Source organism: Nonomuraea sp. NPDC004702 (genome assembly GCF_053601695.1).
On sequence record NZ_JBSGCE010000024.1, the window covers coordinates 26212 to 44743 of the forward strand.

Annotated in this window: 17 protein-coding genes; 11 read left to right on the top strand and 6 right to left on the bottom strand. The window is 73.3% G+C overall.

The window, feature by feature from the left end; genetic code table 11:
- Nucleotides 1–38: 38 nt before the first annotated feature.
- Together ACWEJ6_RS27465 and ACWEJ6_RS27470 are read right to left on the bottom strand one after the other, a co-directional pair.
- Nucleotides 39–947, bottom strand: coding sequence for an NADP-dependent oxidoreductase (locus ACWEJ6_RS27465; RefSeq protein ID WP_452427272.1), 909 nt, complete (start codon nt 945–947; stop codon nt 39–41).
- Between the two features lie 77 nt (nt 948–1024).
- Nucleotides 1025–1933 carry a hypothetical protein gene (locus ACWEJ6_RS27470; protein WP_452427274.1) on the bottom strand — a complete coding sequence of 303 codons (909 nt, stop codon included), beginning with the start codon at nt 1931–1933 and terminating at the stop codon, nt 1025–1027.
- 162 nt (nt 1934–2095) lie between these two features.
- Here ACWEJ6_RS27470 and ACWEJ6_RS27475 point away from each other — a divergent pair, with 162 nt between their 5' ends.
- The 4 genes from ACWEJ6_RS27475 to ACWEJ6_RS27490 all read left to right on the top strand — a co-directional run bounded on the left by ACWEJ6_RS27475 (nt 2096) and on the right by ACWEJ6_RS27490 (nt 7083).
- Nucleotides 2096–2650: a papain-like cysteine protease family protein gene (locus tag ACWEJ6_RS27475; protein ID WP_452427276.1), complete on the top strand. Its 555-nt coding sequence runs from the start codon at nt 2096–2098 to the stop codon at nt 2648–2650.
- A gap of 14 nt (nt 2651–2664) precedes the next feature.
- Nucleotides 2665–3381: a hypothetical protein gene (locus ACWEJ6_RS27480; RefSeq protein WP_452427278.1), complete on the top strand. Its 717-nt coding sequence runs from the start codon at nt 2665–2667 to the stop codon at nt 3379–3381.
- Nucleotides 3382–3527: 146 nt separating this feature from the next.
- Nucleotides 3528–6188 carry a hypothetical protein gene (locus ACWEJ6_RS27485; protein WP_452427279.1) on the top strand — a complete coding sequence of 887 codons (2661 nt, stop codon included), beginning with the start codon at nt 3528–3530 and terminating at the stop codon, nt 6186–6188.
- Nucleotides 6189–6204: 16 nt separating this feature from the next.
- Entirely contained in the window at nt 6205–7083 is an 879-nt protein-coding gene (locus ACWEJ6_RS27490; protein WP_452427281.1) for a hypothetical protein, read from the top strand.
- 22 nt (nt 7084–7105) lie between these two features.
- Here the strand turns inward: ACWEJ6_RS27490 and ACWEJ6_RS27495 are convergent, their stop codons facing one another.
- The 3 genes from ACWEJ6_RS27495 to ACWEJ6_RS27505 all read right to left on the bottom strand — a co-directional run bounded on the left by ACWEJ6_RS27495 (nt 7106) and on the right by ACWEJ6_RS27505 (nt 10287).
- Nucleotides 7106–8842, bottom strand: a complete 1737-nt coding sequence (locus ACWEJ6_RS27495) for a serine/threonine-protein kinase (RefSeq protein WP_452427283.1) — start codon at nt 8840–8842, stop codon at nt 7106–7108.
- 178 nt (nt 8843–9020) lie between these two features.
- Complete coding sequence (locus ACWEJ6_RS27500; RefSeq protein ID WP_358294901.1) at nt 9021–9446, bottom strand: carboxymuconolactone decarboxylase family protein; 426 nt, start codon at nt 9444–9446, stop codon at nt 9021–9023.
- 310 nt (nt 9447–9756) lie between these two features.
- Entirely contained in the window at nt 9757–10287 is a 531-nt protein-coding gene (locus ACWEJ6_RS27505; protein WP_452427286.1) for a GNAT family N-acetyltransferase, read from the bottom strand.
- Between the two features lie 360 nt (nt 10288–10647).
- Here ACWEJ6_RS27505 and ACWEJ6_RS27510 point away from each other — a divergent pair, with 360 nt between their 5' ends.
- From ACWEJ6_RS27510 to ACWEJ6_RS27540, 7 genes are all read left to right on the top strand, one after another.
- On the top strand, nt 10648–11076 hold the full coding sequence (locus tag ACWEJ6_RS27510) for a hypothetical protein (protein ID WP_452427288.1): 429 nt from the start codon (nt 10648–10650) through the stop codon (nt 11074–11076).
- Nucleotides 11077–11462: 386 nt separating this feature from the next.
- On the top strand, nt 11463–11783 hold the full coding sequence (locus ACWEJ6_RS27515) for a hypothetical protein (protein ID WP_452427290.1): 321 nt from the start codon (nt 11463–11465) through the stop codon (nt 11781–11783).
- A gap of 284 nt (nt 11784–12067) precedes the next feature.
- Nucleotides 12068–12826 (top strand): rod shape-determining protein, encoded by a 759-nt coding sequence (locus ACWEJ6_RS27520; RefSeq protein WP_358294908.1) that lies wholly within the window; start codon nt 12068–12070, stop codon nt 12824–12826.
- 34 nt (nt 12827–12860) lie between these two features.
- Complete coding sequence (locus ACWEJ6_RS27525) at nt 12861–13187, top strand: TraR/DksA family transcriptional regulator (RefSeq protein ID WP_387678795.1); 327 nt, start codon at nt 12861–12863, stop codon at nt 13185–13187.
- A 96-nt stretch (nt 13188–13283) separates the two neighbouring features.
- Entirely contained in the window at nt 13284–13940 is a 657-nt protein-coding gene (locus ACWEJ6_RS27530; RefSeq protein WP_452427292.1) for a TetR/AcrR family transcriptional regulator, read from the top strand.
- A gap of 55 nt (nt 13941–13995) precedes the next feature.
- The gene (locus tag ACWEJ6_RS27535) at nt 13996–15867 is read left to right on the top strand and encodes an alpha/beta fold hydrolase (protein WP_452427294.1); all 1872 of its coding nucleotides are present in this window, start codon (nt 13996–13998) and stop codon (nt 15865–15867) included.
- On the top strand, nt 15864–16712 hold the full coding sequence (locus ACWEJ6_RS27540) for a phosphotransferase (protein WP_452427296.1): 849 nt from the start codon (nt 15864–15866) through the stop codon (nt 16710–16712). Before ACWEJ6_RS27535 ends, ACWEJ6_RS27540 begins: the two co-directional genes overlap by 4 nt.
- A 28-nt stretch (nt 16713–16740) precedes the next feature.
- On the opposite strand, the gene ACWEJ6_RS27545 is transcribed toward ACWEJ6_RS27540, so the two are convergent.
- Nucleotides 16741–18489 (bottom strand): SpoIIE family protein phosphatase, encoded by a 1749-nt coding sequence (locus ACWEJ6_RS27545; RefSeq protein WP_452427298.1) that lies wholly within the window; start codon nt 18487–18489, stop codon nt 16741–16743.
- Nucleotides 18490–18532 lie beyond the last annotated feature (43 nt).

Genomic DNA, 18532 nt, shown 5'->3' on the forward strand with positions numbered 1-18532 from the left:
TCAATAGGCCGAAATATCCATACATGTGCCGCCGGTCGTCAGATCTCGATCACGGCCTTCCCCGGCACGCCGCCGCGCTTGTCACGGAACGCCCGACCGGTCTCGGCCAGCGGGTACACCGCGCCGACGTGGGCGCGCAGCAGCCCCGCCCCGGCCCGCGCGGCCAGCTCGGCGAGCTGGGCGCGGTCGGGCTCGACGATGAAGAACACCGCCCGCCCGCCCTCCGGCACGACCGGCGGCGGCGCGGTGATCGAGACCAGCGCGCCGCCCGGCTTCACCTTGGCCGCCGAGCGGGCGAGCAGGTCGCCGCCGATCGTGTCGAAGATCAGGTCCACCGGCTCGACCGCCTCCTCGAACGGCTGCCGCTCCAGGTCGACGAACTCGTGCGCCCCCAGCTCCACCGCCAGGCCCGCGACCCGTCCGCGCCCGGTGGCGATGACGTGCGCGCCGGCCCGGCGGGCGAGCTGGACGGCGAGCGTGCCCGTGCCGCCGCCCGCGCCGTGGATCACGACCGTCCGGCCCGCCTCCAGGCCGCCGTGCGTGAACAGGCCCTGCCAGGCGGTCAGCCCGGCGAGGGGCAGCGCGGCCGCCTCGGTGGAGGTGACGTTCGCGGGGATCGGGGCCAGGTCGCGCGCCTCGACCGCGACGTACTCCGCCGCGCCGCCGTCACGGTGCCAGTCGGTCAGGCCGAAGACGCGGTCGCCCACGGACAGGCCGGTGGTGCCGTAGGCGACCTCGGACACCACGCCGGCCACCTCATGGGCGGGCACGGACGGCGCCCGGTCCCGTCCGGCCCGGTCGGTCCAGGTGCCCGGCCAGTCCAGCTCGTCGGGCACGAAACCGGCCGCGTGCACGCGCACCACCACGTCGCCGGTGGCCGGGCGCGGCACGGGCACGTCCTCCAGGGTCAGGTCGCCGCCGGGCCGGTGAACGCGTATCGCTCTCATGGTCATCGCCTCTCCGTTCATCGTCATTGTGGCGACAGGACGGGACAGCGGCCCGGAGTGTGACAGCGACGCGCCGGTCAGGGCCAGGCCCACCGGATGCCGACCAGGCCCGGCTGGAGGGCGGCGGCCATCAGGTGGACGGCGTGCTGGGCGTTCAGCGTCAGCTCGGAGGCGGTCAGCTCGCCGCCGCCCGGACCGCGGCGGGCGAAGCGGTGGATGCGCACCGGCAGCTCGACCGGGTCGAAGGCGACGCGCAGCACGTACTGGCCGGCCGGGAAGCGGAAGCCGCGCTCGTAGAAGCAGGACTCGGCGCCGCTGAGGTCGGCGATCTCGTACCGCAGCACGTGGGTGTCGCCGACCCGCAGCGACCGGTCGAACAGCAGCTCGGCGACCACCGTGGCGGTCTCGCCGTCCCTGGTGACGCGGCCGACGCGGCAGTCCTCCAGGGCGGCGACGGTGACCCGGTCCACGTCGCAGCCGGCGTCGCCGCGGTAGATCATGATGTAGCGGTCGGCGCCCTCCTCGTGGGCCTGCACCACCTGCGTGGTCTCGCGGCTGGTGAGGCTGCGGTCGGGGCCGATGCGCAGCGACTCGTACATCACGGCGATGTGCAGACGGCGGTCGTCGGCCACCGCGTCCAGCTCGTCCAGCATGGCGGAGACCACCTGGGCGGGCCGGAACAGGGTCGAGTACGCCACCCCGGGCGCGCGGCCACGCGGCTTCGGCGGCCCGAGCAGCCCGATCAGCGAGCGCGGCGGCAGGTCGAGGATCTCCTCCAGGGCTCCCACGGCCCGCAACGACTCCTCGCGCTCCGGCCGGCGCAGGCCCTGCTGCCAGTAGCTCAGCGTGCTCACCCCGACGTGCAGGCCGCGCTGCGCCAGGCGGTGGCGCAGCCGGTCGAGGGTCAGCCCCCGCGCTCCGACCGCGGCCCGCAGGGCGACGTGAAAGGGGCCGGCGCGCAGCGCGGCCTGGAGCTCATCCGCCACGTTGTGAATGTTCACAGATTTCCACAGATTCGTCATCACTTCATGAACGTCATGAAATGTCACCTTCCACAGTGATCTGTCAGGGAAATCCGCTCCCCCTTGTACGGCCATCTCCGCAGGTCGAACATCCTTCGCAGCACCCCCCCAGCAGAAGGAGCGCCTATGTTCCGCCTGGCCGTGGCCCTCGCCCTAGCGGCGGCCACCTGGATCGCGAGCGGCCCCCCGGCCGAGGCCGCGACCTGGTACAAGCTGAACTTCACCCAGCAGTCGCAGCAGTACTCCAACTGGTGCTGGGCCGCGACGGGCAACTCCGTCGCCGCCTACTACGGGTACTCCTACAGCCAGAACCAGTTCTGCAACCTGGCCTTCAACCGCGGCGTCAACACCAGCTGCCCGAACAACCAGGCCACCCTCGGCAACGACCAGACCGCCTTCCGCCAGATCGGCATCAACCCCGGCGTGTACGTCTACGACTACCTGACCTACGCCGCCATCGTCCGGGAGATCGACGCCAACCGCCCGATCATGGCCCGCATCCAGTGGACCAGCGGCGGCGGCCACATGGAGGTCATCTACGGCTACGACCAGAGCTCGTCGTACGTGTACTGGAGCAACCCGTGGCCGTCCAGCACCCGCTACAACTGGTCCACCTACAACTACTACGTCTCGAACTCCTCGTTCTTCTGGACCCACTCGCTCGACTACATCGGCGCGTGAAGGAGGCCATCGACATGAAGCTCTTCGCAGCGGTCGCGGCCCTGACCGCGCTGTTCCTGTGGGTCCCGAGCCCGGCGCTGGCCGACCCCGGCGCGCCCACCCAGGCCGACGTCGAGGCCGCCAGGGCCGCCGCCGCGGGCGCCGGCGACACGGTCGGCCGCTTCTTCGCCGGCCAGGGCAGGAAGACCAGCCTGGCGCCGGTGGCGGCGCGGGTCGACGGCCCCACGGTCGCCGTCAACGACCTCAACCCGGACTTCGTCGCCGGACGGTCGGCGGAGATCGCCCGCTTCGCCTTCCTCGCCACCGGCGCCACCGCGCCGGACGGGCAGACCGCCTCCGTCTGGACCACCCGCGACCGCCGGGGGACGTGGGTGGTCAGCAACATCGCCGGCGGCGGCGACGAACAGCGGTACGCGGGCCAGACCGGCACCGTGTTCCGCGAGCCGCAGCTCAACGCCTGGTACGCCCTGCGCGACGGCACGGTCGTGCCGCTCAACGACGAGGCAGCGCAGTCGGTGGGCCGGGCGGGCGTCCCCGTGGCCGACTACCGGCGGCTGGCGCAACAGCGCTACGCCGCCAAGCTCCCCGGCAGCTCCTACGCCAGGGACGGCTACGCGGGCGGCTACGGCGTCCCCGGCCCGGGAAGCACCCCCTTGCCCTGGGTCGTGGGCGCCGTGGTCCTGCTCGGCGCGGCGATCACCATTCGCCTGCTGCGCGCGCGCCGCACCTGACAAGATCCGGTGCACGGCCCGCGCCTCCGACGGCCATCTCGGCGGAGGCGCGGGCCGCCTTTTTCTGAGTAGCCCCTACTCATGCCCTCCCCCGCCGCCCGCCCGCACCATGGCGGCACAGCTGCTCATCCACGAGGGGGACGACCATGGCAGACATCCACAGCGCGGCGGCCGCGGGGCCGCCGTCCCCGCCGGCCGCGCCGGTGCTGGACAACTCGGCGCGGGAGGTGCTGAAGGGCACGCTCGTTCCACTGCGGGTGCCCAGCGCGCACGACGACCCGCAGGACGGCGCGGGCGGCGGCATCGTCAAGCTGGGGGCGGTCCGGCAGCTCGCGCTGGCCCCCGGCGACACCGACGCGGTCCGTGACCGCCTCCGGGCCGGGAACGCCCAGGAAGGCGTCTCCGGCGAGGCGTTCGACCTGCTCAGGCGCTTCGAGGAGCAGCCCGTCGCGGCGCTGCGCCCCGATCCCGCGGCGCTGGCGCGGGTGCCGGCCGCCGAGCTGGCGCTGTTCGCCGGGACGCTCGTCGAGCTGCGCGCCGAACGGCTGCGCGAGGCGGAGGGCGCGGGCGCCCGGGAGGCGGCCGGCCGGGCCGCGCAGGCGCTCAACACCGCCGCGGTGGCCCTGCGCGGCCTGGCGGTCAACACCGCGGCGCCGCCCATCGGCATGCTCAACCTGGAACGCATCGAGATGGTGCCGGTCGGGATCCAGCGCGGCGAGCTCGTCTCGACCATCCCGCTCGCGCCCGGCGAGGTGACCGCGGTCACGCACAAGGAGTGGTCGGTCACCTCGAAGGAGTTCACCACCATCGTCACCGACTCGCTGGAGGAGGTCAGCGAGACGGGCGTGACCGACAACACCGACCTGTCGCAGTCGACGGCGTCGCAGAGCCAGCACTCCAACCAGTTCAACATCACCGGGACGGTCCAGGGCGGCATCCCGATCATCTCCGGTTCGAGCACGACCGGGTTCACCGCGCAGGGCTCGGAGTCGGCCTCGGCCGCCGAGAGCATCAAGCACGCCCGCGCCACCACGCAGAAGGCGTCCTCGCGCTCCCGCCGCGAGCACAAGGTGACCATCTCCACCACCACCGTGACCGGGTCGGAGGAGACCTCGACCCGGGTGCTGAGGAACACCGGCAACGACCCCGTCCGGATCGACTACTTCAGCCTGATGCGCAAGTGGCGGGTCCGGCTCTACCGGTACGGGCTGCGCCTGACGTACGACATCGCGGTCCCCGAGCCGGGGGCGTCGATGCGGCGGGCGTACGCGGAGCTGGAACTGCTGCGCTCGCAGCAGGGCCCCTTCGAGTTCCCGGTCAAGCACGCCGACATCACCACCGAGCCGGTCGACCAGGACGGCCACCCGTCGCCGACCGGCGTCCCGAAGTACCAGTGGCTGGCCGACCGGCACGGCGTGACCGTCCGGCCGCACCCCGAGGAGCCGACGCCGCTGACCGTCAGCTCGCACGTCAACACCGACGGGAACTGGTGGTTCCTGGACCTGGAGTTCGACGTGCCCGGCGGCACGCACATCCGGGAGATCATGCTGGACGCCCAGGTCGGCAAGGACGACTCCGACGACAAGATGAACTTCGACGTCATCGGGGCCCGCTCGGAGCCGACGTGGCGCAACCTGTCGGACGCGCTCATCATCCGCGACCACCGGATCATGTCCTTCGACGGCGCCACGCCCTACATGCGCGGCTTCACCGGCCGCCACAAGATCACGTTCTTCTTCCACCACTCCGAGCGGGTGTTCGTCGGGCTCGGCGTGCGGCTCGACCTCACGGACGAGGCCGTCGAGCAGTGGCGCACGGACGTCTGGAACACGCTCTACAACGCCGCCCAGAGCAGGTACTTCGCCGAGCAGGAGGACATCGCCGCGCGCATCGCGGCCATCGAGGACAAGCTGGCGAACGTCGACACCCTGACGCTGCGGCGCGAGGAGAGCGACGAGATCATGAAGTGCGTCCTGCGGTTCGTCCTCGGCAGCGACTTCGACTTCATGCCCGCCGACGTCCTGGCCGCCTTCCTGGCCGCACACGTCGACCTCCAGCACGGCATCGGCTTCGACGGGCCCAGCCTCGGGCTCAGCGCCGAGCAGTGGACGCTGCTGCGCCGGCACGAGGACCTGGTGCGCTTCATCAACCAGGCGATCGAGTGGGAGAACGTGGTGACGTTCCTCTACTCCTACTTCTGGGACGTCCCGCCGAGCTGGCCGTTCATCCGGCAGTTGCGGCACCCGGACCCGACCAGGCAGGCGTTCCTGCGGGCCGGCAGCGCGCGGATCGTCCTGACCGTGCGCAAGGGCTGGGAGGAGGAGTGGATGCGCTTCGCCGAGGGAGGCGCGGTCGGCGCGCCGATCCCGGCGCCCTACCTGACGATCGCGCAGGAGATCGCGGCCTACGACGACCGCAACTATCCCGGCATCCCGCCCGCCAACCCCGAACGGGCGGCCGCCCGGCTCCAGGACGCCGCCTTCACCACGTCCTCGTCGGACCTGGCGCCGAGCCCGAACCCGGTGAACATCAAGGTCGGCAACAGCTCGGCGTTCGTCGTCGGGCTGCCGGTCGTGCTGGACGCCGAGGACGACCGCCGCGTCCAGGAGGCCCAGCTCGTCGTCGCCGTCCCGGACGCCACCCACCTCACGGTCGAGCGCCTGAGCTTCGCCCACCGCGGCACGCAGGCTCCCGTGCCGATCCTGCAACCGGGCGAGAAGGGGGCGCTCATCGCCGAGTGGCACGAGTACACGCCGTCGTCCGGCACCGACATCGCGCTCACGTCCAACCTCGCGACGATCTCGTAGGGCGGCGGACGGCCCGATGACGTACTTCTGCTTCCAGAGAAGCCAGAACGACCGGGTCTCCCGGATCTCCCTCACCATCGGCGAGGAGACCCAGCCGATGATGTGGAAGGGCGAGCAGCCCGACGACAACGTGCACGGCGTGCTCTTCCACCACACCGCCGGCCTGGTGTTCCTGGAGGAGACCCGGGCCTCCTACGGCCCGCAGGGCTCCTACCGGCTGTTCGCGCTGACCGGCAGGACGCCCGGATCGGGCCGGTTCGAGGCCATAGAGGTACCCCGGACGGGCGCGCTGCGCACGCTCGGCCGGTTCGACCTCGACGTCCGCGACGCCACCGACGACCAGGCCGACCTGGTCTACACCGGCAAGTTCCTGTACTGGCGCAGATCCATGCCCGCCTCCCTCCAGGGCTCCGGCACGCTGCTGTACGCGGCCACGTCCGGCCTGGTGGGACACCAGATCGGCGCCATGCAGAACAGCAAGGACCACGGCCCGCTGCCGGAGGGCCTGTACACGTTCCTCACCCACGTCGATCCCCGGCAGAACTCCGTCGAGGCGGCGAACCAGCGAGGCGACAAGGCCGTCTCCAACCCCGGGGAGGGCATCCAGTTCCTGCCCGTGGGCGGCAACGGCCCGGTCTTCCCCGACTGGGGCACCTTCCGCGTCCGGCTCACCCCGATCCAGGGGAACATGTACGGGCGTGGCGGCTTCTACCTGCACAACTCGCACAAGGGGTACAGCCACGGCTGCGTCGAGGTCGGGGTGAACGCCGACGGCCTCGACTTCTTCTCGGGCCTGCTGGCCTACGCCGGCAGCCAGCCGCGCAAGGCCAAGCTCGTGCTGCGCGTCCGGTACTCCTACCCCGAGCAGGGCACCCTGGGCAGAACCCTGTGCTGACCCCTCAGGCCGCGCCGCCGGGTCACCAGCGGCAACGGGCGCGGGCGGCGGAGACCGTCACCTCGTGGGTGTCGTCGGCCGTGACGGGCTGGTTGCCGACCAGGACGGTGAGCCGGCCCGGGGCGGGCACCCGCCAGGTGCCGAGCGGGGCCCAGCGTCCCCGGAAGGCGCGCTGGTCCACGGTCACCGGCGGGCCGAGGTGCGGCGGGTTCGTGTCGTTGTCGTCCAGGTAGTAGAAGGCCAGGCCGGTCGAGCGGGGGTCGTCGGGGATGTGCACGTCGATCGTGCAGCGTGCGCCGCCGCGGGTGTCGAAGTACCAGTTGACCGCCTGGTTGAAGTGGGCCGGCTCGTTGCCGACGCGCAGCGCCAGCGCCGCGCCCGTGCAGCCGTCGTCCTTCCACCCGCCCCCGCCGGTGATGGGACGCCAGGCGGGGTCGGCGTAGAACCACTCGGCCGCGCACCGGGGGCCGTGCACGGCCTTCCACCGGACGGGGCCCGTGGGGGTGGGGTCGGGCGGCGGCTGGGTGACCACCACGGTCCCGGGATCGTCCGCCACCGTCGCCCGGACGGCCGCCGGCCCGCCCGTCGCGGGGCCTGTCGTGGGGCCCGTCGTGGGCGTGGTGAGCCGGGGGAACAGGACGGCGGCCGTCGCGCCCAGGGCCAGCAGGACGGCTCCGGCCGCCAGCGCCCGGCCCGGCCAGGACGTCCGCGCGGGCTGGGTCGTCCCGGTGGGGCCGTCGTCGGCCGGGTCGTCCTTGGCGGGGCCGCCCTCGACCGGGTCGCGCTTGGCGGGGACGCCCTCGACCAGGTCGCGCTTGGCGGGGCCGCCCTCGGACGGATTGCCCTTGGCGGAGACGCCCTCGGCGGGGTTGCCTTCGACCGGGGCGCCCTCGGTGGGGCCGGTCTCGGCGATGAGTGCCTGGTACTCCGCGTCCGAGGCCCAGGACAGCGGGCCGGCGGCGCTCCCGGCGAGGGCCGCCGCCCGGTCGGACGTGATCCGCTCCGCCGGGTCGCGCGCCGCGCACGAGCGGATCAGCTCGGCGAGCGCGGGCTCGACGCCGTCCACGTCGATGTCGGCGTTCAGGCTGCTGTAGAGCACCGCCATAGGCTCGCCGCGCCCGAACGGCGGACGGCCGGTGGCGGCGTAGGCGATCGTGCCGGCCAGCGCGAAGACGTCCGCCGCCGCCGTGACCGGCTCCTGACGCACGACCTCGGGGGCGATGTAGCCGGGGGTGCCGACGATCTCCCCCGACGTCGTGATCGTGCTCTGGCCGGGGGCCCGCGCGATGCCGAAGTCGATCAGCCGCGGGCCCTGCGGCGACAGGATGACGTTGTGCGGCTTGAGGTCGCGGTGCTGCACACCGTGCCGGTGCACGTCGGCCATGGCGGCGGCCAGCCCTGCGAGCAGCCGCCGGCACAGCTCCGGCGGCAACGGCCCACGTTCCGCCACCGCCCGCAACAGCGTCGGCCCCCGAACGTACGCCGTCGCCAGCCAGTACGGCGGCGCTGTCACCCGGGCGTCCACCAGCGGCGCCACGTACGGGCTGCGCAGGCCGCGCAGGGTGGCCGCCTCGCGGCGGAAGCGTTCCATGGCCTCGGGGTCGGCCGGGTCATGCTTGATGACCTTGATGGCCACCAGGCCCAGGCGGCGGCTCCTGGCCAGGTACACCACGCCCATGCCGCCCGCGCCGAGGCGCCCGAGCAGCCGGTGGCCGCCGATCTCGGGTGGGTCCGTCGCCTGTAACGCCTGCACGCTCATCCCAGTCGATCATGACAGACCGAGCGCTCGGGAGGCAGCCCCCATCACGGCCGGATCGGGCCGGACCCAGCGGGCCGCCTCCTGCCACGGCCGGATCGAGCGGGCCGCCCGGCTGTCACCGGCCGGATCGTGGAGCAGCCCGCTGTCACGGCCGGATCGGGCGAGCGGGGGCCTGGGGTCAGACCGTGCCGTCCGGCACGGGGAGCAGGCCGCGTTCGGCGAAGACCTTCTTGGCGACGAACGTCGCGTTGAGCGCACGTGGCATGCCGCAGTAGACGGCCGAGTGCAACAGGGACTCCGTGATCTCATCGGGCGTCAGGCCGACATTCAGGGCGGCGTTGATGTGCACGTCGAGCTGCGGTTCGCAGCCGCCGAGCGCGGTGAGCGCGCCCAGGGTCACCAACTGGCGGTCGCGGGGGGCCAGGCCGGGACGGTCGTAGATCTCACCGAAGGCCCAGGCGACCACCTGGTGGGCCAGTTCGGGCGAGATGTCGGCAAGGGCGTCCACAACCCGCTGCCCGGCCTCGCCGTCGACCTTCCGCAGCACCTCAAGGCCATGCTCGTAGCGCTGTTCACGGTCGGATCCTTCAGCAATGTTCGTCATGTCCGAAACGGTAGAACTTCGAGCGCACTCAAACGCAAACCCCCTCACAGCGACGGCGGGAGGCGCGCCGCGGCGGACGCGACGGCGGGGGCAGCGAGGGGCGAGCGGGCGCGCAGCGCCATGAGGGCTAGCACGGGGGCGCAGCGCGAAGACGCGGCACGGGGACGCGGCACAGGGGCGTTTGGGGGGCTATGTCTTTGGTTTGGGGGATTTGCCTGGGGTTCTTGGGGGTAATGTCTGGCTTATTCGATTTTCGTGGGGATTTGTTCTGGATATGGTACTAGTCTAGAGATTGCGTGAAAGTTCGTGGTTATTCGGGGTTGATGAATACTACAATTCCCTCGTTCTCGCCCACACGTCGCCACCCCAAGCGCTCGTACAGGCGAATGGCGTCGGGGGCGTTCACGGAGGTCAGCAGCCAGCTTCGGTTTTCGCCGCACAGAAGGTTCAGAATGCGCCCGGCCAGACCCCGGCCCCGGGCGCGCGGAGCGACCGCCAGTTCGTCCACCTGGAGCGCGCCGGCCAGCATCCGGGACACCCCGTCCGGGCCGAGCGCCGCGAGCACCTTGCCGTAGCTGCGGGTGCGCGGCAGCGGGGTCGCGGTCGGCCAGGCCGTCCCGAACCCGCACGGACCCGCGCCATCGACGACCAGCACCGCGCGGAAGCCGGGCCGGGCCGCGTCGGCGGCGAACCGCACGCCGAACTCGGCGACCTCGCCCTCCCCCTCGTTCCACGGCGGCCCGGTGAACACCTCGCGGTAGAGGTCGATCAACTCCGCCCGGCGCGCGAGCGCCTGCTCGCCGGTCAGCAGTTCCAGCCGTACGTCCGTACGTTCCGTCACCCTCAACCTCACTGTCTAGTCGTGGTACGACAGTGACGATAGCGGACGTCCGGCCAAACCGGCACCCCCGCGCCCGCGACGCCGGCCGCCCGGAGCGCATGTTCCCGGCAGCGCCGCATTTTCGGGGCGACAGTGCTAGGGAATTATCGAGTCACAGTAAAGCGACACCACCGCTCCTTGTCGCAATAAAACTGGACAAGTCGGCTGTAAGGGCCTGGTAAATCTGGTCAAGCTTTAGCAGCTCATGCCTGTCTTGTCAGAACTCCGAACTCAATGCGCGGGTAAGACTGCTCATGCCGGAGACCGACGGCAGTCGAGAAGTCCCGCGGCGGTTCTGGAAACTTCTGAACGGAAAGCGCGATGAAATCAATGATGAAGAAGCCGGCGGCCGTGCTCGCCACGAGCGCGTGCCTGCTGCTGGGTGGCGGCCAGATGCCGGCCGCCCAGGCCAGCACGGCCGGCACGGCGTCGTATCAGAGCCCAGCCGATGAGAAGCCGGTCCTCCGGGGCGGCTGCGGCTGGCGTCACTGCGGTCCTCGCTGGTGGGGCCCGCGCTGGGGCGGCTGGTGGGGCGGCGGTCACCACCACGACCACGACCACGACCACCACCACCGCGTAGGCCCGCGTGGTCCCCAGGGCCCGCGTGGTCCGGAAGGCCCTCCCGGCCGGTCGGTCCACAAGCCGGACCGCCACGACGACGACGACCACGGCCGCGAGGACCATGGCCACGACGACCACAACGAGGACGACGACTGGGGCGAGTGGGGCGAGAACTTCGACGGGTTCTAAATGACCCGCGGCGAAGTTCCCGCTGACACACCAGCACGCTGAACGGCGGGGTTCCCGGCGACATGCGCACACCGGCCGTCCGGACGAAGACCGGCTCCCGGTCCGGCGACCGGCCACGCGCCCATGTCCCGGCGAACCCCGCCCTGCTGCCCCGCCCCACGCCTCCGTCCCGCACACCCGCACCTCTGCCTGCCCCGCCCGCACGCCCCCGCCCCCACCAGCACCGGAAGCCCCTTCGGACGCCCCTCCCCGCCTCCCCGCCGACCGAGCGCCAAACCGCCGGAACCGGAAACCGGACGGTAATGCCTTTTCTCACCGGCTGGGCTATGGTCGGCCTTATGACGGGACCGTGCAGAGCGCCACGAGGCCCCATCGCGCTGTGTTGCGTGGTGGGCCTGGTTCTGCTGTCCCTGCTGATCGCCGGCCCTTCCTACGCCGACGACCAGGCGAACCCGCGCCCCCTGTCCGCCGGCCACGAATGGACCCCGGACAAGAGCGGCGACCGGATGCCCAGCCTGCCGCCCCAGGCGTCCAGCGGCCGTGAGCACCACGTGCTGTCGTTGTGGCCGCCGCTGCGCGGCGCGCGGCACGCCGAGGCCGCGCACCTCGCGCTGCTCCCGGCGCCCGGTTCCGACGCGGCCGCGATCCGCGACCCGCAGCAGGTCGGGCACCGCACCGCGGGCTCGCGCAGCCCGCCGCTGATCTAGCTCCCTCCCTCTTCACGAGTCGCCGCCTCCCGGCCCGCCGAGCGCGCCGCGGGGCCGGTCGTCGCGCCCGGCCTTCGCACGGCCGGGTCCACGCGTTGCCCGGTCGCCCGCGGGTTCCGCGCGTTCCCGTACGGCCGGAGGTCGCCGTCGTGGCGTGCCCGCGTGCGGGATGCGCCCGTTTCTCTCGTCTTTCGCGTACGAGTTCTCCGCGTCAGAGCAAGGAGCCGATCATCGTCATGTCCGACGCCGGATCAGTCCACCAACACTCACCGCGAACATCCGCGGTGCACCGCGCCCACGTGGTGCTCGACCTGGGCACCTCACGCACCCGTTCGCTGTCCCTGGACGGGTTCGCCATCGCCGACCGTCCCTCGGCGGTCGTCGTCCCGTCGCCGGAGAGCGCGGCCGGGATCCCGGTCCGCCCGATCCGCCGGGGCATGGTCGTCGACCCGGGCGCCTGCCTGCGGCTGGTGCATCTCGTGCTGCAGGACGCCTGGCTGGCCGGCGGCCGGCCGCTGGAGCACGTGATGGCCGCGGTGCCGAGGGCCGCGACGGGCAGCGACCGTCAGGCGGTGCGCGCGGCCGTCGCCGAGGCGGCCGGCTGCCAGGTGACGCTGGTCGAGGCGCCGCTGGCCGCCGCCGCGGGCGCCGGTCTGGACGTCGCGGGGCCGGGACCGTACCTGCTGCTGGACGTGGGGGCGGGCATCGTCGAGGCCGTCGTCGTCAGCGGCGGCGCGGTCAGCGACGCGGCGGCGCTCCAGCTCAGCGCCACGACGAGCACGGGCCTGCTGCCGGACGCGCTGGACGGCGTCGTGGAGATGACCGCGGGCCTGCTGCGCCGCCAGCCGGCCCACCTCCGTCCGGCCGTCCGCGACAACGGCCTGACCGTCACCGGCGGGGGCGCGCTCCAGACACGACTGCTGGACCGCCTGCACACCGCCCTTCGCACGCGGATCAACGCCGCGCCGGAGCCGCAGCACGCCACTGTCCGCGGCCTGCTGCGCCTGTGCCTGCGCCCCGCGGCGCCCGTCATCGCTCTCTGAACCCCCGCAATCACAGCGCGGAAAGGAAACCACCATGACCGACCACCTCAGCACCGTGCAGCTCCAGTCCCTGCGCCAGGACATCGACGAGCAGCTGGAGCGGCGCAGCCGCCACCTGCTGGGCCTGCAGGCCGCGGCCCAGGACGGCAACGGCGCGGACGACACCTGGCAGGAGCTGCTGGCCTCCCTCGCCACCGCCGACCGGGCCATCGCCGAGCTCACCCAGGCCCGCGACCGGCTGACGGCCGGCTCGTACGGCCGCTGCTCGCACTGCGAGGCGGGCATCCCGTTCGAACGGCTCAAGATCCGGCCGCTGGCCCGGTTCTGCATCAACTGCCAGCGCCAGCACGAAGCCGCCTGACCCCCGGGACCGGCCGCCCCTCACGACGTCGGGCGGCCGGTCCACCGCCGGCGGCCGTGTGGACAGGAATATGCAGACCGGTCTAGTGTGTGCCGCATGGCAGTCAAGGGGGACGAGACGCGGGCGCGCATCATCGCGGCGGCCCGCGCACTGGTGGAGGCCCAGGGCAGTCACGGCACCGGCCTCAACGAGGTGCTGGCGGTGGCCGGCGCGCCTCGCGGGTCGCTCTACCACCACTTCCCCGGCGGCAAGGACCAGTTGGTGGGCGAGGCGCTCGCCGCCGCCGGGCGCGAGGTCGACGCCATGATCGACGATCTGGCCGGCACGCTGCCGGCCGCCCGGGACCTCGTGCCGGCCGTCCTCGACGCGCTGGCCGACAGGATGGTGGCGGCCGGGTACGCCAAGGGCTGCCCGGTGGCGACCGTGGCCCTGGAGGTCGCCTCCTCCAACGAGCAACTGCGGCGCGTCTGCGCCGGCATCTACGAAGGCTGGCAGCGCAGGCTGGCCGACGCCCTGCGCGCCGACGGGCATGCCGCGGCCGACGCCCTGCACGCAGAGAAGCACGACGCGGCCAGCGGCACGGGCAACGACACGGGCAACGACACGGGCAACGACACGGGCAACGACACAGCCGACGAGCTGGCGGCGACCGTGCTCGCGATGATCGAGGGCGCGCTGGTGCTGGCCCGCGCCAGCCGTTCCCGGCTGCCGGTCGAACGGGTCCGCCGCCAGGTCGTCAGGCTGCTGGCCTGAGCCGGCGGTTTTTCGTGCCCACAGAATATGCAGATCGGTCTAGAGAGGAATTTTCATGGAAGACGCCGTGGTGTTCGGCGCGACCGGCTTCATCGGCAGATGGACGGTCCTGCACCTGCTGGAACAGGGCCGCGCCGTGACGGCCGTCGTCCGCCGCGCGGACGACGGGCTGGGCCGCTGGCTGCGCGAGCGCGGCGTGCCCGGCACGCGGCTCACCGTCGTCGAGGGCGACGTCACCGCCGGGCCCGGCCTTGGGCTGAGCGCGGCCGTTGAAGGGGCGGCGGACGTGCGGGACGTGTTCAACGCCGCCGGCGTCTACCGCTTCGGCATGGGACGCGAGGAGGCCAGGGCGGTCAACGTCGAAGGCGCGCTCAACGTGCTGAACTGGGCCGCCGCCCGTCCCGCGCTGCGCCGGCTGGTGCACGTGTCGGGCTACCGCGTCGGGCTGGACCCGCGACCGCGCCATCCGCTCCCCGAGGCCGAGCTGGCGGCTCTGTACCGGGACAAAGGGGCGTACGAGGGCTCCAAGGCCGAGGGGGACGCCGCCGTACGGGTCGCCGCGGCGCGGCTCGGCGTGCCGCTGACCGTGGTGAACCCGAGCAGCGTCATCGGCCATTCGCTGACCGGCGAGGCCGGCCAGTACCTCGGGCTGGCCTCGCTGGTCCGCGACCTGTGGGCGGGGCGGCTGCCCGCGCTGCCGGGCGGCGCCCGTACGTTCGTCCCGGTGGTGACGGTGGACCACTTCGCCCGGTTCATGGCCGCCGTGCCCGAGCACGACCCCGAGCCCGGCGGCCTGCACTGGGTGCTCGATCCCGCCACGCCCGACCTGCCCGACCTGATCCGGCTGATCGCGGACCACCTCGGCGTACCCGCGCCGCGCATTCGCGTGCCGGCGGGCGTGATCCGCCGGCTGCCGTCCGCGCTGACCGGCGCCGAGCCCGAGACGCTGGGCTTCCTGACCGAGGACCGGTACGACACGGGCTCGGCCGACCGGGTCGCCGCGTCCGCGGGGCTCCGGCGGCCACCCGTGGAGGACGCGTTGCGCCGCTGGGCCGACCGGCTGGTCGCCGACCGCTTCGGGGCCGCTCCGGCCGCACGTCCCGGTGGTTTCCACAGCGTGGCGGGGTCGCGTACGTACGTGGCGGGTGAGCGTACGTCGCCGCGGCTGGTCCTGCTGCACGGGCTTCCGCTCGACGGCGACTCCTGGCACGGCGTGCTCGACGATCTCGACAGCACCGCCGCGGGCCGGTTTCCCGCGCTTGTCGCCGATCTGCCGGGGCTGGGGCGTTCCTCACCCGCCGGGGGCGCGGCGGCGGACTGGCTGGCCGAGTTGCTGGAGCCCGTGCGCACCCGTCCGGTGATCGTCGCGCACTCGGCCGCCGCCGCCCCGGCGCTCCGGTACGCCGCCGCCCATCCTGACCGGATCGCCGCCCTGATCCTGCTGTCGCCGTACTTCCTCCAGCGCCGGCCGTCCGCGCTCACGCTGCTGCTCGCGGCCCCTGCCCTCGGCAGGATGGGCCCCGACCGGCTCGCATCCACCCTCCTCGGCCCGGCGTCCCCGTCCGAGGACGCGCGGCGGGCGGTCGCGAGCGCCGCGGCGGGGCTCCGCCGTCCCGGGGTCGCCCGGCGCACCGCCCGCGTGCTGCGCGCCGCGCACCGCCCCGCCGAGCGCGCCGACCTCCGCAGGCTGCTCGGCGGCCCCGTCCCCGTGCACCTCGTGGCCGGCGAGCTGGACCCGCTGACCGACAGCCCCCTCCCAGTGACGGTCATCCCGGGGGCCGGGCACCACCCGCACCTCACCCACCCGGCCGCCGTCGCGGAGATCGTGCGCCAGGTCCTCCTCCGGCCCGTCGTGGACGATTGCCCTCCGCCGCCCACGCCTGAGACCATGACCGGCCCACTTCCTCACCACCCCAGGGAATCATGAGCTCCGTCACCTACAGCGAGCCCGCCGAGCCCCAACCCGAGATCCCGCTCGTCGGCGGCGACGTCACCGAAGGCGTCGTACGCGTCGGCGACACCGTACGCCGCCCCGTCGGGCCCAACTCCCCGCTGGTCCACGCGCTGCTGGGGCACCTGGAGGAGGCCGGGTTCGCGGGCGCGCCGCGGTTCCTCGGCATCGACGCCGCCGGCCGCGAGGTGCTGACCTTCGTGCCCGGTGAGGTCGCCGGGCAGCCGCGGCCCGCGTGGCTGGCCGACGAGGAGCGGCTGGCCTCCGTGGGCCGGCTGATCCGGGCCTACCACGAGGCGGTGGCGGGGTTCGTCCCGCCCGACGGCGTGCGGGCGGACTTCGGGTTCACCGAGCCGCCGGGCATGCCGCCCGCGCCGCCGTACCCGACGGAGCTGGTCGGGCACCTGGACTACACGCCGGACAACATCGTGTTCCGCGACGGCGTGGCGGCCGGGCTGATCGACTTCGACATCGCCAGGCCGGCCACCCGGGTCGAGGAGCTGATGAGCGCGATGTTGTACTGGGCGCCGCTGGCCGACCCGGCCGACGCCGACCCGCCCCTGCGCGGGCTGGACGTGCCGCGCCGCTGCCGCCTGCTCGCCGACGCGTACGGGATGTCCGGCGTCGACCGTTCGCGCCTGGTCGAGGTGGCTGTGCTGCGTACCCGGCGGTCGTGGTTCTCGATGCGGCAGATCGCCGAGGAGCAGGGCGGCGGCTGGGCCCGGATGTGGGAGGAGGGCGTCGGCGACCTGATCAAGCGGCGCGAGGCGTGGCTGGAGCGCCACGGCCCGGCGATCGACGCCGCGCTCACCGCTCCCTGACCGCCCCTGCCCCGGAGGCGGCGTCCGCCTACTGCCCGGGCGGCGGCAGGCGCAGGGCGAGCAGCGCGATGTCGTCGGTACGCGGCGACGGCGCCAGCGCGAGCACCTGCTCGCAGAAGTCCTGGAGCGGGCGCCGGGCCAGCGTCGCGGCGTGCCGGCGCAGCCGGGCCAGGCTGTTGTCCAGGTTGACGCCGGGCACCTCGACCAGCCCGTCGGTGTAGAGCAGCAGCGTGCTGCCCGGCGGCAGCGGCGCCAGGGCGTCGTGGCGGGTCACGTCGTCGAGATGCACGCCCAGCAGCAGCGACTGGCCCTCCTCCAGGTAGCGGGCCTGCCCGTGCGCGGTGACCAGCAGCGGCGGCAGGTGGCCGGCGCTGGTCCAGCGCAGGATCCGCGTGTCGGGGTCGCTCTCCGGCTGGGGCGGCTCGATCCTGGCCAGGATGGCCGAGGCCGTGTGGGCGTCGCTGGCCACGGCCATGACCTTGTTGAGCCGGTCGAGGATCAGGCTGGGCGACTCCTTGTGGTCGCAGGCCAGGGCGCGCAGCATGTTGCGGAGCTGGGCCATCTGCCCGGCGGCCTCCAGGTCGTGGCCGGCGACGTCGCCGATGGCCAGCGCGGTGACGCCGTCGGGGAGCACGAACGCGTCGTACCAGTCGCCGCCCACCTGGGACCCGGCCGGGGCCGCCAGGTAGCGGGCGGCGAGCTGCAGGTGATCGACCTGGGGCAGCGCGGTCAGCAGGTGACGCTGCATGGTGTCGACGATGTCGCGCTGCTGGCCGAACAGGCAGGCGTTGTCGGCGGCCAGCGCCGCGGTGCGGGCTATGTCGGCCACCAGCTCCACGTCGGCCTCCGTGTACGGCCGCGCCGGGTCGGTGCGCGCCACCGTCAGAGCGCCCAGCACGCGGCGCGGCGTGCGCAGCGGCGCCACGATCGCCGACGAGCCGCCCAGCACGTTGAACAGGGAGTCGTGGGCGGCGGCCAGCGGCCCGTCGGGCGGCGCGGCGATCTGCTCGGGCCCCAGCAGCAGGGCCTGCTCCCCGCGCAGCACCCGGACCAGCGCCGACCGCGACGGGCCCTTCGGCAACGACGGCAGCTCGGCGAACCACGAGGGGTCCACCGGCGCGGCCCCGGCGCAGGCCATGGCCAGGCGGCGCAGCTCGCGCGGCCCGAGGAACATGTCCACCGCCGCCCAGTCGGCCAGGCGCGGCACCAGCAGCCGGCCGAGCCGCGTCATCGCCTCGCGCACGTCCAGCGTCTGGGTGAGGACGGTGCTGATCTCGGTCAGCAGGCGGAACTGCTCGGTCAGCTTCTGGGCGCGGACGAGCTCTTCGGCCTGCCGGCCGGCCGCGTCGAGGCGTTCGACGACGTCGATGAAGACCACGACGACGCCGGCCGGCTCGCCGTCGTGGTGGATGGGCGAGGCCAGCCAGGCGACCGGGAGCAGCCGGCCGCCGGCGGTGGCGAAGGTGGCGAACTCGCTGCGTACGGACCGGTCCTGCCGGCACACCGTCACCAGCTCGCAGCCGGAGCGGGGCGGGAGGCTGCCGTCGAGGCGGCGGTGCAGCTTCTGGTGCGCGTCGGCGCCGCGCAGCTCGTCGGCGGGAAAGCCGAGCAGGGCCGTCGCCCCCGGGTTGACCCACGTGATGCGGCCGGCGAGATCGGTGAGGTAGATGCCCATGCCCGTGCCGTCGAAGGCCGCCCGCAGCAGCCACTCCGCCGGCTGGGCGCCGGAACCGGAGCCGTCCGGCCGGTGTCCGGCGTCGCCCCCATCAGCCATCATCACACTACGTTATCGGATGATTACTGACATGCCGACTGCGTGT

Coding starts and splice junctions, on each gene's coding strand:
- ACWEJ6_RS27465 (WP_452427272.1), bottom strand. CDS start 947: ATGAGAGCGATACGCGTTCACCGGCCCGGCGGCGACCTGACCCTGGAG.
- ACWEJ6_RS27475 (WP_452427276.1), top strand. CDS start 2,096: ATGTTCCGCCTGGCCGTGGCCCTCGCCCTAGCGGCGGCCACCTGGATC.
- ACWEJ6_RS27480 (WP_452427278.1), top strand. CDS start 2,665: ATGAAGCTCTTCGCAGCGGTCGCGGCCCTGACCGCGCTGTTCCTGTGG.
- ACWEJ6_RS27485 (WP_452427279.1), top strand. CDS start 3,528: ATGGCAGACATCCACAGCGCGGCGGCCGCGGGGCCGCCGTCCCCGCCG.
- ACWEJ6_RS27490 (WP_452427281.1), top strand. CDS start 6,205: ATGACGTACTTCTGCTTCCAGAGAAGCCAGAACGACCGGGTCTCCCGG.
- ACWEJ6_RS27495 (WP_452427283.1), bottom strand. CDS start 8,842: ATGAGCGTGCAGGCGTTACAGGCGACGGACCCACCCGAGATCGGCGGC.
- ACWEJ6_RS27500 (WP_358294901.1), bottom strand. CDS start 9,446: ATGACGAACATTGCTGAAGGATCCGACCGTGAACAGCGCTACGAGCAT.
- ACWEJ6_RS27510 (WP_452427288.1), top strand. CDS start 10,648: ATGAAATCAATGATGAAGAAGCCGGCGGCCGTGCTCGCCACGAGCGCG.
- ACWEJ6_RS27525 (WP_387678795.1), top strand. CDS start 12,861: ATGACCGACCACCTCAGCACCGTGCAGCTCCAGTCCCTGCGCCAGGAC.
- ACWEJ6_RS27530 (WP_452427292.1), top strand. CDS start 13,284: ATGGCAGTCAAGGGGGACGAGACGCGGGCGCGCATCATCGCGGCGGCC.
- ACWEJ6_RS27535 (WP_452427294.1), top strand. CDS start 13,996: ATGGAAGACGCCGTGGTGTTCGGCGCGACCGGCTTCATCGGCAGATGG.
- ACWEJ6_RS27540 (WP_452427296.1), top strand. CDS start 15,864: ATGAGCTCCGTCACCTACAGCGAGCCCGCCGAGCCCCAACCCGAGATC.
- ACWEJ6_RS27545 (WP_452427298.1), bottom strand. CDS start 18,489: ATGATGGCTGATGGGGGCGACGCCGGACACCGGCCGGACGGCTCCGGT.